The organism is Vibrio algivorus (assembly GCF_030161215.1).
Classification (GTDB): domain Bacteria; phylum Pseudomonadota; class Gammaproteobacteria; order Enterobacterales; family Vibrionaceae; genus Vibrio; species Vibrio algivorus.
The window spans coordinates 508051-521660 of record NZ_BSPV01000009.1 but is presented as its reverse complement, the minus strand read 5'-3'; the positions used below and the strand labels follow the sequence as shown (position 1 = coordinate 521660).

Annotated in this window: 9 protein-coding genes; 5 read left to right on the top strand and 4 right to left on the bottom strand. The window is 41.2% G+C overall.

The window, feature by feature from the left end; all coding sequences use genetic code 11:
* Positions 1-267: 267 nt before the first annotated feature.
* The 5 genes from QQJ93_RS14710 to narI all read left to right on the top strand — a co-directional run bounded on the left by QQJ93_RS14710 (position 268) and on the right by narI (position 8885).
* Positions 268-1662, top strand: coding sequence for a NarK family nitrate/nitrite MFS transporter (locus QQJ93_RS14710; RefSeq protein ID WP_089123098.1), 1395 nt, complete (start codon positions 268-270; stop codon positions 1660-1662).
* Positions 1663-2030: 368 nt separating this feature from the next.
* The gene (locus QQJ93_RS14705; protein ID WP_089123099.1) at positions 2031-5807 is read left to right on the top strand and encodes a nitrate reductase subunit alpha; all 3777 of its coding nucleotides are present in this window, start codon (positions 2031-2033) and stop codon (positions 5805-5807) included.
* Between the two features lie 2 nt (positions 5808-5809).
* Positions 5810-7462, top strand: a complete 1653-nt coding sequence (narH, locus tag QQJ93_RS14700; protein ID WP_089123100.1) for a nitrate reductase subunit beta — start codon at positions 5810-5812, stop codon at positions 7460-7462.
* Positions 7462-8199: a nitrate reductase molybdenum cofactor assembly chaperone gene (narJ, locus tag QQJ93_RS14695; RefSeq protein ID WP_089123101.1), complete on the top strand. Its 738-nt coding sequence runs from the start codon at positions 7462-7464 to the stop codon at positions 8197-8199. The genes narH and narJ overlap by 1 nt, the downstream gene beginning before the upstream one ends.
* Positions 8196-8885: a respiratory nitrate reductase subunit gamma gene (narI, locus tag QQJ93_RS14690; protein ID WP_089123102.1), complete on the top strand. Its 690-nt coding sequence runs from the start codon at positions 8196-8198 to the stop codon at positions 8883-8885. Before narJ ends, narI begins: the two co-directional genes overlap by 4 nt.
* Positions 8886-9261: 376 nt before the next feature.
* Here narI and QQJ93_RS14685 read toward each other — a convergent pair whose 3' ends face one another.
* The 4 genes from QQJ93_RS14685 to brxL all read right to left on the bottom strand — a co-directional run bounded on the left by QQJ93_RS14685 (position 9262) and on the right by brxL (position 13571).
* Positions 9262-10503 carry a type II toxin-antitoxin system HipA family toxin gene (locus QQJ93_RS14685; RefSeq protein ID WP_089123103.1) on the bottom strand — a complete coding sequence of 414 codons (1242 nt, stop codon included), beginning with the start codon at positions 10501-10503 and terminating at the stop codon, positions 9262-9264.
* Positions 10496-10771 (bottom strand): helix-turn-helix domain-containing protein, encoded by a 276-nt coding sequence (locus QQJ93_RS14680; RefSeq protein WP_089123104.1) that lies wholly within the window; start codon positions 10769-10771, stop codon positions 10496-10498. Before QQJ93_RS14680 ends, QQJ93_RS14685 begins: the two co-directional genes overlap by 8 nt.
* A 378-nt stretch (positions 10772-11149) precedes the next feature.
* The gene (locus tag QQJ93_RS14675; RefSeq protein WP_284186109.1) at positions 11150-11491 is read right to left on the bottom strand and encodes a HipA domain-containing protein; all 342 of its coding nucleotides are present in this window, start codon (positions 11489-11491) and stop codon (positions 11150-11152) included.
* A 13-nt stretch (positions 11492-11504) separates the two neighbouring features.
* The gene (gene brxL / locus QQJ93_RS14670; protein ID WP_089123106.1) at positions 11505-13571 is read right to left on the bottom strand and encodes a BREX system Lon protease-like protein BrxL; all 2067 of its coding nucleotides are present in this window, start codon (positions 13569-13571) and stop codon (positions 11505-11507) included.
* Positions 13572-13610: the final 39 nt, after the last annotated feature.

Genomic DNA, 13610 nt, shown 5'->3' with positions numbered 1-13610 from the left:
TCTATGCTTTTGCTCATAGAACCATATAGCTATTTGTAGGTATCACTTAATATCCAAGTGCCTTCTCATTCAGTTGAAATATTTTAATATGAAAATTAAGATACTGATATTTATAATAATATTATAAAAAATAGGACTACCTACATTGTTCATCTTGTATCGTAGCACCACTCAAAAATCACTATTCAATTGATATGTGTCAAAAAGCCCTGCCAAAAATAGTTCAAAGCTAATCCAAGTTCCCACCCCCTAACTAAGGACTTGGAAATGGAATCAACCATTCATAAGAATAAAAATATCAGCAAGGTTTTAACGCATTGGGTTCCTGAGGATCCAATGTTTTGGCAACAAGAAGGACAACATATTGCACGCAAGAATTTATGGATTTCGATTCCCTGCTTGTTGTTGTCATTTTGCGTTTGGATGATGTTCAGTACTGTTTCTGTCAATCTAAATAAAGTCGGGTTTAATTTTACCACTGACCAATTATTTCTATTAACCGCACTGCCTTCTGTTTCCGGTGCGATCATGCGGATTCCGTATTCATTTATGGTGCCAATTGTGGGAGGCCGTCGCTGGACAGCCTTCACTACCGCATTTCTTGCAATACCTTGTATTTGGTTAGCTATTGCGATTCAAAACCCTAATACCTCTTATTCTATTTTTATTTTTATTTCCCTACTGTGTGGTTTTGCCGGTGGCAATTTTGCTTCTAGTATGTCCAACATCAGTTTTTTCTTTCCTAAGCATAAACAAGGTGGTGCGCTCGGCCTTAATGGTGGATTAGGCAACCTTGGTGTGAGTGTGATGCAGTTATTAGCGCCTCTTGCAGTTTCTATGGGGATCTTTAGTTTCTTTGTTTCTGGTTCTCTGCAACCTGACGGTAGTATGCTCTGGCTCGCTAATGCCCCGTTGATTTGGGTACCGTTTATCGTTATCGCCACATTAGCGGCATGGTTTGGTATGAATGATCTCGCCACGGCGAAAGCATCAATATCGGATCAGTTACCAGTATTAAAACGGCCTCATATGTGGGTACTAAGTTTTTTATATTTATCGACCTTTGGTTCATTTATTGGTTTTTCTGCTGGCTTTGCAATGTTAACCAAAACTCAATTTCCAACGGTAGATATTATCCATATCGCATTTTTAGGCCCACTATTAGGAGCATTGATGCGACCTGTAGGCGGCGCATTATCCGATAAGCTCGGTGGAATAAAAGTGACTACTGTTAACTTTATATTAATGGCTATATTTACCGCTTCAATTTTCTATTTTTTACCAGGAGAAGCATCGGTCAACGGTAATTTCCCATTGTTTTTTATTGGCTTCATGTTGTTATTTGCTACAGCGGGTTTAGGAAGTGGCTCTACCTTCCAAATGATTGCGGTTGTATTTAGGCAATTAACCGTAGAAAGAATGCTTCGTGAAAATGGCGGCAATGAAGAAAAGGCACAAGCACGAGCCATTAAAGATTCCGCAGCAGCATTAGGGTTTATTTCTGCAATAGGTGCAATTGGTGGTTTCTTTATCCCTAAAGCTTTCGGGACATCTTTGGCACTTACTGGCTCCCCTCTCGGCGCAATGAAAGTGTTTCTAGGCTTTTATATCGTATGTATCATTTTAACTTGGGCAATATATGGTCGTTATGAGAGAAAATAACCACACATATACCATTATTAAGTAAAAAAGTTGCAGCTTGGATATATTAATCAGGCTGCTTTTTTATTCTCAGTTCATTAAAAAACCCCATTGAATTCCTTATACCCCTCAATAGTTCACCTCTATCTACCACGACTTAAAACACCTCTGCAAATAAAAATAATTCATATAAAACAATAAATTATAAAAGCATCAACGATACCCAATTGGAGGTATCACACTTTTTTACCTCTCGTTAGGACGAAGTGCTTCTTGATCAAAATCAATATTCCCCCACTTTATGGACCCTATTCTGCTCGGGCTGACCAATGTCAATACAAACAAATACATATAACTACAGGTGAAAAACCTGATGAGGAGATCTCCGGATGAGCAAATTTCTTGACCGGTTTCGTTACTTTAAACAGCTCGGTGAAACCTTTTCAAATGATCATGGCCAAACATTAAAGACCAATCGCGATTGGGAGAATGGCTATCGTAGTCGCTGGCAACACGACAAGATTGTTCGATCTACTCACGGTGTTAACTGTACCGGCTCTTGCAGCTGGAAAATTTATGTAAAAAATGGCCTAGTGACTTGGGAAACACAACAAACAGACTACCCACGAACTCGTCCAGATCTTCCAAACCATGAACCCCGTGGCTGTCCTCGTGGTGCAAGCTACTCTTGGTATCTTTATAGTGCTAACCGCGTAAAGTACCCAATGATACGTAAGCGTTTGCTAAAATTATGGCAAGAGGCCAAGCAACAACATAATGATCCTGTTGACGCTTGGAAATCCATAAGCTCTGAACCTGCGAAAATGAAGCAATACAAAAAAGCTCGTGGTCGTGGTGGTTTTGTGCGAGCTAACTGGGAAGATGTGAACGAGTTAATTGCTGCAGCTAACGTTCACACAGCTAAAGAACACGGCCCAGATCGTATCGCTGGGTTTTCTCCCATTCCTGCCATGTCTATGGTGTCTTATGCATCTGGTGCTCGTTATCTATCACTTATCGGCGGAACTTGCTTAAGCTTTTACGATTGGTATTGTGACTTACCCCCTGCCTCTCCAATGACTTGGGGCGAACAAACCGATGTTCCAGAATCTGCCGATTGGTATAACTCTTCATATATCATTGCTTGGGGTTCAAATGTGCCTCAAACCCGTACCCCTGATGCACATTTCTTTACCGAAGTCCGTTACAAAGGCACCAAAACCGTTGCCGTCACCCCTGATTACGCTGAAGTAGCAAAACTGTGTGACCACTGGTTGAATCCAAAACAAGGTACTGACAGCGCAATGGCTCTTGCTATGGGCCATGTTTTACTCTCTGAATTCCATACTAAGCGTCAAGTTGAATATTTCAAAAACTACACCCAACAATACACTGATATGCCAATGTTGGTTGAGTTGGAAAAACGTGAAGATGGTACTTTTGTTCCAGGTCGCCAATTACGCGCCTCGGATCTCATTGATAATCTTGGTCAAGACAACAATCCAGAATGGAAAACCATCGCGATTGATGACCAAACAGGTGAGTTGATTGCACCACAAGGCTCAATTGGCTATCGCTGGGGTGAAGATGGTAAATGGAATCTTGAGCAAAAAGATGGCAAAACCAGCACCGAACGTAACCTACGTTTAAGCCTTGTTGATACACACGACGAAATAGTCAGTGTTGGCTTTCCATACTTTGGTGGTTTACCAAGTGAGCATTTCCAAAACGTTACACTAAATGATGTTATTCAACATAACCTGCCAGCAAAGCGTATTACCAATGCACAGGGTAACGATATTTTCGTGACCAGTGTTTATGACTTAACCATGGCAAACTACGGTGTTGATCGTGGATTAAATGATGAAAATTGTGCCTCTAGTTACGACGAAGTAAAAGCTTATTCTCCAGCATGGGCTGAGCAAGTAACTGGTGTTAAACAAGAAGAAATCATCAAAATTGCTCGTGAATTTGGTGAAAACGCAGAAAAAACTCGTGGCCGTTCTATGGTCATCGTAGGGGCTGGATTAAACCACTGGTTCCATATGGATATGTCTTACCGTGGCATCATCAACATGTTGATTTTCTGTGGTTGTGTGGGTCAAAGTGGTGGTGGTTGGTCACACTACGTAGGTCAAGAAAAACTTCGTCCTCAGACTGGTTGGCAGCCTCTTGCTTTTGGTCTTGATTGGCAAAAACCGCCTCGTCATATGAATGGTACGTCTTTCTTCTACAACCATTCAAGCCAATGGCGTTATGAAACCGTGAATTCTAACGATTTGCTCTCACCACTGGCCGATAAGTCACGCTATAGCGCAAGCTTGCTCGATATGAATGTAAAAGCTGAGCGCATGGGCTGGCTACCGTCTTCTCCACAATTCGACATTAACCCCCTACAAGTGGCGGAGAAAGCTGAAGCTGAGGGGTTAAGCTCCGAAGATTACATGGTGAAACATTTAAAAGACGGCAGCATCAAGTTTGCATCTGAGCAACCAGAAGATCACTACCCTCGAAACTTATTTATCTGGCGCTCAAACCTATTAGGTTCGTCAGGTAAAGGCCACGAATACATGCTGAAGTACTTATTAGGTACTGAAAATGGCGTTCAAGGCAAAGATCTTGGCCAACAAGGTAAGGTAAAACCAGAAGAAATCGAGTGGAAAGATACCGGCACAGAAGGCAAGCTAGATCTCGTTGTTACCCTTGATTTCCGTATGTCGAGCACCTGCTTATTTTCTGACATCGTACTTCCTACTGCCACTTGGTATGAAAAAGATGACATGAACACCTCAGACATGCACCCATTCATTCATCCACTTTCAGCGGCAGTCGATCCTGCTTGGGAAGCAAAAAGTGACTGGGAAATCTACAAGGGAATTGCCAAGAAATTCTCTGAAGTCTGTGTTGGCCATTTAGGTGTTGAAACCGACCTTGTTTCACTACCAATCCAACACGATTCAAAGGCTGAGATTGCTCAACCGTTTGATGTAAGAGATTGGAAAAAAGGCGAATGTGACCTAATCCCTGGCATCACTGCACCACATTTAAAAACCGTCGTTCGTGATTACCCAAATACCTACGAACGTTTTACCTCACTTGGTCCAATTTTAGATGAGCAAGGTAATGGTGGTAAAGGTATCAATTGGGATACTCAAGTAGAAGTCGATTTCTTAAAACAGCTCAACTACACCAAAACTGACGGTGCGGCAGAAGGACGTCCTATCATTGAAAGTGCCATTGATGCAGCGGAAGTTATCTTGTCTCTTGCACCAGAAACTAACGGTCAGGTAGCGGTGAAGGCTTGGAGAGCATTAAGTAAAAAAACCGGGATCGACCATACTCACCTTGCAACCAACAAAGAAGATGAAAAAATTCGCTTCCGTGATATTCAGGCACAGCCACGTAAGATCATCTCAAGCCCAACATGGTCTGGTTTAGAAGATGAACACGTCTCTTATAACGCATGTTATACCAATGTTCATGAACTGATCCCATGGCGTACGCTATCAGGTCGCCAACAGTTGTATCAAGATCACCAATGGATGCGTGATTTTGGCGAAAGCTTAGTGGTATATCGTCCACCGGTTGATACACGTTCAGTGCAAAGTCAAATCAATAAAAAAAGTAATGGTAACCCAGAAAAAGCACTTAACTTCATCACGCCACACCAAAAATGGGGCATTCACTCAACTTACAGTGAAAACCTATTGATGCTAACACTCTCTCGTGGTGGCCCAATTGTGTGGATGAGTGAAGATGATGCGAAACAACTTGGTATTGAAGATAACGATTGGATTGAAGCTTTTAATAGTAATGGTGCGTTAACAGCCCGTGCGGTTGTTAGCCAACGTGTACCTGAAGGCATGGTGATGATGTATCACGCACAGGAACGCTTAGTCAATATTCCAGGATCTGAAATCACTCATCAACGTGGTGGTATTCATAACTCCGTTACTCGTATTACACCAAAACCAACCCATATGATTGGTGGTTATGCTCAGCAATCTTACGGCTTTAACTACTACGGCACCGTAGGTTCTAACCGCGATGAGTTCGTTGTTGTTCGTAAGATGAAAGACGTGAAATGGTTAGACGACGAAAATAACGATTGCGATCAAGAAAAAGCAATTCCACACGCTTCAACCAAAATTGGACAGGAGAAATAAGCATGAAAATCCGTTCTCAAGTCGGCATGGTGCTTAACCTAGACAAATGTATTGGCTGTCATACCTGTTCAGTCACTTGTAAAAACGTATGGACTAGCCGCGAAGGTATGGAATATGCGTGGTTCAATAATGTAGAAAGCAAACCTGGTGTTGGCTACCCTGCAAACTGGGAAGACCAGGATCAATGGAAAGGCGGTTGGATCCGTAAAGCATCCCCTATAAGCAAAAGCGGCGGCAAGTTAGAGCCCAAGATGGGAAGCAAGATTGGCGTATTGTCAAAATTGTTCAATAACCCAGACATGCCATCGATTGATGATTACTACGAACCGTTTACCTTCGATTATGAGCACCTACAAAATGCTAAAGAAAGTAAACATCAGCCTATCGCACGCCCACGTTCGTTGATCACAGGTCAACGTATGGACAAAATTGAAAATGGTCCAAACTGGGAAGAAATCTTAGGTGGTGAGTACTCTAAGCGTTCAAAAGATTACAACTTGAATGCCTTTGGTTTCGAGCAAAAACAAAAAGAAATGGTCGGTGAATTCGAAAACACCTTCATGATGTATTTGCCTCGTCTCTGTGAGCATTGCTTAAATCCAACATGTGTTGCAACTTGCCCAAGCGGCTCGATCTACAAACGTGAAGAAGATGGCATTGTCTTGATTGACCAAGATAAATGTCGTGGCTGGCGTATGTGCTTAACTGGTTGCCCATATAAGAAAATCTACTTCAATTGGAAATCAGGGAAGTCTGAAAAATGTCTTTTCTGTTACCCACGAATTGAAGCAGGTCAACCAACAGTATGCTCCGAAACCTGTGTAGGCCGTATCCGCTATCTTGGGGTGATGCTTTATGATGCCGATAAAATTGAACAAGCAGCATCAACAGAAAACGTTACCGATCTTTATCAAGAACAATTAGATGTATTCCTCGACCCGAATGATCCAGCGGTCATTAAAGAGGCACTTGCTCAAGGTATTCCAATGAGCACAATTGAAGCAGCACAGAAGTCACCAGTGTATAAAATGGCGGTTGATTGGAAGCTTGCACTACCACTTCATCCAGAGTATCGCACTCTTCCAATGGTTTGGTATGTACCACCACTATCGCCAATACAAGCGGTAACTGATGCAGGAGTACTGGATGGTGATGGTGTTTTACCCGAAATCGAACGCTTACGTATCCCTGTGAAATATCTAGCGAACTTGTTAACTGCTGGTGATGAGAAACCTGTACTCAATGCACTTAAACGTATGCTAGCCATGCGACATTATAAACGTTCGGAGACTGTTGAAGGCTTAATTGATACTTCTGCGCTTGAAGAAGCAGGTCTAACCGAAGCTCAAGCAAAAGAAATGTATCGCTACCTTGCTATAGCGAACTACGAAGATCGCTTTGTGATCCCAGCAAGCCATCGTGAAATGACTAAAGAGTCATTCCCTGGTGCACTTGATGATACGGGTGCCTATGCACAAAAAAATAGCTGTGGATTTAGTTTTGGTGATGGCTGCCATGGTGGAGGAAGTGAGAATAAGTTTAACCTATTTGATAGTAAACGCATTGATGCTATCAATATTGATCCAAAAACTTCACCTCAGAATAGTGTTCAATTTATGGATTCTTCTGATATGAACAACAAAGGAGTGAAGTAATGGAGAACTTAAAAATCATTTCACTGTTACTTGAGTATCCAGATCGTGAAATCTGGTTACATAAAGATGAGTTGATGAAGGATATTGGAGAGATGCTTTTTCTCTCTCCAGCTCAAATGAGTCGTTTATACACTTTCATCGAAGAGTTGTGTGAAAAAGATTTACTGGATGCTCAAGCTAGTTACATTGAGCTATTCGATCGTGGCCGTTCATTATCATTATTATTGTTTGAGCACGTACATGGTGAATCAAGAGACCGTGGCCAAGCCATGATCGATTTAATGGAACAATACAAAGTAGCAGGATTAGAAATTCAAAGCATTGAGTTACCTGATTACTTACCTGTATACCTTGAATACTTGGCCACACAAACTCGTGAAGAAGCAGTTCAAGGTCTTGCTGATATTGCCCCTATTCTCGCCCTCCTTGGCGCTCGTTTAGAAAAACGCAACAGTATTTACCAACATTTATTCACTTTATTACTTGAATTATCAGGCACTAAAATTCGTCCTGATCACTTAACTGATAATGTAAACAAAGAACAACGCGACGATACACCAGAAGCTTTGGATGCAGTTTGGGAAGAAGAACAAATTAAGTTCTTAGGCGAAGAAGGTTGCGCCTCTGCTGAACAAAACATGCACCAAAAACGTTTTGCTGGCAGTGTACAACCACAATATGTCAGCTTAGATTCATTACCATCAACTTCTAATTCAGCATCTGGAGGACAACTATGAGTTTTCTAAATACATTCTTTTTTGATGTGTATCCATATATCGCCAGTGCTGTATTTTTCATTGGCAGCTGGATCCGTTACGACTATGCACAATACACGTGGCGTGCTGGTTCAAGCCAAATGCTTACCAGTCGCAATGACAAACGTTATATGCGTATCGCCTCAAACTTATTTCATGTGGGTATCTTAGGGATTTTTGCTGGTCACTTTGTGGGGATGCTAACACCACACTGGATGTACGCCCCTTTTATCACCATTGCTGCTAAACAAAAATTGGCCATGATTGCAGGTGGCGCATGTGGATTGATGACGGTAACCGGTGGCGTTATGCTACTTAAGCGTCGTATCACTAACTCGCGCGTTCGAGCCACTTCGAGCTTTTCTGATATTGCTATTCTAACTCTACTCGTGATCCAAGCGATGTTAGGTGTACTGACTATTCCGTTCTCTGCTCAGCATTTAGATGGCAGCGAAATGATGAAATTAGTAGGTTGGGCACAATCAGTCATGACATTTGGGGCAAATTCTTCAGCTCACTTAGATGATGTTGCGTTCATATTCCGGGTCCATATTGTACTGGGTATGACAATGTTTTTGTTATTCCCATTCTGCCGTTTAGTTCATATTTGGAGCGTACCAGTAGAATATCTAACACGTAAATATCAGCTTGTGCGTCAACGTCGATAACACAATAGTCTCACGTCTATCTAATGAGCAATAATTGCCAGCACTTCAATGCTGGCTTTTTTATCGATTACTTATACATCCATCATCTTAGATTTTTGGCTTTGTTTGAGCCACTGTCAATTTATACACCATACGCATCTCTCAAATAATACCGAAACCTTAGGCAAAACAATGAAAAACCAAGTATTACTTTTGGTATTACATGATAGTTAGGATTTTAAAAGACGTTAAGAGATGTGAAGTTAATGTAAGGCATCGATTTTTAATTATTTTAGATAATAAAAAAGACGTCCTAGGACGTCTTTTTCTTGAATGTGGCGAGTGAGACAGCACACTTAAAACCGTACAGAATTGATAAATAAAGAAAAGTCCAACTCTACACTTGCAGCGCATTAAACTTTTCCACCATATCTTTATCAATCTCCTTAATTAGATTAGCTGACAAGCCTAAATGTTTAGCTTCATAACTAAACGAGCGTGTTGTTTCAAATATTTCTTCAGCCATAACCATAATGGCTTTCTTCGAAGATAACCCCGATTGAGCAGCTAACTGGTCCAGCACGTTCTTTGGGGTTCGACCATACCCACCAAATGCCGTCATATGCTCTTTGTAGGGGCTTGGGCTGTAAACAATGTCGTAAAAAGGTGATAGTGACCAGTTATCAGTATCACTAGCAAGGAAGCTGAAGTTCTTACTGTGATCATCTTGGTTAACCGTTAAGTAATTAAACATGCAACGCTTAATGAGCTTCTGTGACTCAGTGACACTACACATGATACGCGTAGCTTTAACTAAATCCACATAGTCCAAAGAAGGCTCTCGAAAAGGTGCATCTAATAGCCCACACGCAGAAATCATATGGAGCCGACCGCCTTGTTCAGTGCAATCAAATCGTTCCTGCTCTAGCCAAAACCGTCCATTACCCGCATCAATTAAATCAAAGTTAGGAACTTCAATACCAACATTGCGGGCCATTTGCATGTAGCAATATTCGACTAATGATTCTGAGTGCTTCAAGTCAAACTTTTCAGATGTCAGCTTTACGATGAGCTTGGTTCCTTGTGCCTCACCTAGTGTGGAATATTGCCCATTTGATAAACGCGTTACGTTCATTTTGGGCCTTGCACCACCCGATCCCCCTGTATTCATCAAATGCTCAAGCAAAGCAGACTCGGTGCCTTCAAACTCTTCAATTGCAGCTCGACCAAGAGTAATGATATCAACCGATTCCTTGGACTCATCAACTAGATCTAATTCTGGCTCGTAAGTCAGCGCCCCCATACATCTGTCACCTAGATAAGCTAAACGCTCTAAGGCAGTGACTTCCTTGGGATTATGACCATTCTGTCTAAATACACGATCCATCAGGTAAAGGCCCCAACCATCTGGAAGACTATCGCCAAACACCCCATGAATACCGTAATGCGGTTCTTTAGGGGCAACTTGCAGGCTTGTATCCGCCTCTAAATTGAAAGGAGCCAGAGAGGTTGGGTGATCACTCAAATAAGCCTCATCAAATTGAAAAAAGCTTTGCTTACTATTTTCAACGAGCTTGCCGACAAGTACCTTTTCACCAGTGCTAAGCGTTCGTTTTACGGTCAGGGCTGATTTAAGCATGTTTGAGCACATCCTCTATTGATTTAAATTCAGGCTCAGACGGCTGTGTCAGCTCTTTGACTTTTTTCAAGTCACCTACTGTCTCATAAAGCATGAGGAATTGACGTAATGAAATATTGCCCGTTGACTCAAACTTTCGGATCGTTGCGTAAGGCACGCCAGAGAGGTCAGCCATTTTCTGAACACTGAGCTTATCTTTTTTCCGAGCGGACTTAATAAATTCTTTGAGCTCCATTTGCAGATCATAAGCGGTATAAAGAGATAACATAGATGCCTCAGAAGTTGCTACTACTGTAACGACAATAGTACAAAACTCGAAATTACTGCCACTATTGTAGCAAAAAAATGAGTGATGGTAGTCATTGATTTATTAAAACAGATGAGATAAAAATCCAAGACGGATGACAGAGATAATTGCCACTATAATAGCTAATAAATATATGAAATGGCATAAATTGTTACGATAATGACAAAAATAAAAAACAAGGCAGGTATCCTTCAATGATTGCATCCAAGCTAATCCCAACCTCTATATCGAGATCCTGATTAATTTTTACAGATGAAACATCATGAACTTATGAAAGGGCTGAACAGAAACCACATCTTGTAAAGTATGATTACGATAAATAATCCGACTCAATTTTGTTTAAGTATTAATCTGGAAATCTTGATGCATTGTAGTCCAGTGCTTAATTAATAATGCCTTGTGCTCTTCTAGCATAGGTAGATCCTTCAGCATTTCAGGCCATAACTGACGTGCTTTTTCTAAAACATCCAACAAATGAGCACGAATAGCCGGCCAAGGTACTCCAACCTTCTTGGCCCAATGTTCAAAATGACTGAAATTCATCTCTTTCCAGTTTTTAGTATTCGCCATATTTAAAGCGAGACCATCACCATTAATATAAGGCGTAGTAAAGACCACATCATACAACGGAGATAACCTTGGAACTCGAAAGTCCGCGTAAATTAAGCTCCAATTTTTTATCAGTTCTTATTAATTACACATATTGTTTTATATAAGTAACTTCAAATGCTTTACATGCACGGTATGGTTGCAATCTATTTGTTAAATTAAAAGCATCATTTACATCGTACTGTTGGTAAATATCTAAGCCTCGATCTAGTGAAATTTTCCACCCGGTATCAGTAATGATGTGCCTTGCATGCTGACTACCCGTTGTATCAAATGAATAAGCAAACTTAACACCAACAGCAAATAGCGATGCCTGAATCTTCTCAAAATATTCACGTTGTTGCTCACCTTTGAACTCATCTTCAACAGTTATCAAGCTAACAACAATCTCGTCTTCTTCTTGTTTTTGTTTAACAACCGTTTCTAACAGCTCCATCAGGTTCTTTGCTTGGTAGAACAAACGAATATATGGATCAGTGATGGTAATATGCTTAGCACCTTTCAGATAAGGACCTATCAAACCGTCATAACTCACACCTCGTTGATTCTCTGCAAACGTTAGGTGCTGCTCTTTAAGCTCTTTATCTCTAGCACCCTCTGAGCTTGGATTAGAACTTTCACTATTAGGCTGCACTGAAGCAACTTCTGGTTCGGGCATGCCAATATCATCGACGTCACCAACAGTTTTGTTGAAATAGTTAGGATATTGCAGCTCTTCCAAAGTTTGAACGGGAACTTCTTTACCGGCTTTGCCACTATAGGCGAAGTTAACATCCGCATATGTACTATCGATTCTAAATAGCTGATCTTTAACTCGCTTACGACCTTCCATCGCGAACTTCAGGATCTCTTCTATTTCAGCTTCACTCGCCCCACCTTGAGGAAACAAGATCTTCATTAATCCGCTAAACGTCTTGTGGATTGCATCTCGATCTCGAGTGGATATCTGTGACGACAACCGGAAATATTCTTGGTATTGATCTGAGTAATCTTGATTTCTCAAATGACGAAGTACTTCTGCAAGGTAATCTACTACAAAGCCATAACCATCCGAGAACATTTCTCCACGAATAATGTCCACTTCCCAGCCTGGGATGTAGAAATGTAAACGATCTAAGAACGCTGAGTCATAAAACTTCTCTGGCAGCGCATCAAACAGATCAGAGTGCTTTAGCATATAAGGCAAACTATGCTCTGTGTTTCCGACAAAAGCCATTGAGGCATCTGCGCCAAGAGTTTCAACACCTCGAGAGAACGATTTGTTCGCCATGTAGTTTTTCATGATATCGACAAGGGCTTTATCGACTCGCTTCTGCTTACCTGCGAATTCGTCAAAGGCAACGGTGTCCCAATAACCGACTAGCCCTAGCTTGCCGCTGGAATTGTTTACGAATAACTTAGGTACAGTAACTTCACCACCAGAAATCAAAATACCGTGAGGTGAAAACTCTGAGTAGATATGTGATTTACCTGTTCCTTTTGGACCTAACTCGATAAGGTTATAGTTTCTCTCACAGAATGGAATCAAACGAACTAACTGCATCAACTTGCTTCTTCGGCCAAAGAAATCTGGGTTGAACCCTATGCTTTGCACTAAAACATCAATCCACTCATCAAGATTAAACTTGTTACGAGAAGCAATGTAACCTTCATAATCGAAGTGCGACATCTGGATCGGCTTTATCGTACTTAACAACCACGGACTAGCGTCTTTGTCATCAGTATGATCGTACTCAATATCAGCAATTACCCATACACCACCAACCAGTAATTTAGGGTGTTTCTTTACCGTCCCTGAATCAATCAGAACTTTCTTAATTCCAAGATTTGAAAACTCAGTTTCATATACATCTTTCTTATCGTTTAAGGATACGCTGACCTTATCGATGATTTTATGTCGGCCTTTTTCTCGAATAGTTGAACGCACTAACCCAGCTTCATTTCGGTGAACATAGTGCTTAGCGAGGATTTCTTTAACTGTTTGAATGCCAGACTCTATGCTCGCTTCATCATTCGTTGCGCAGTACTGCCCTAGCAAATACTCCAAAACATACGATGGGACAATCGCATTGCCTTTGACCGTTTTTACTAGGTCTTTCCTAACAACGAGGCCTGCAAATTCATCACAAATTTTCTGGTTAAGCTCACTCATATACTCACCCTAGCGTTTTCTTGACCAACATCCCTGTCA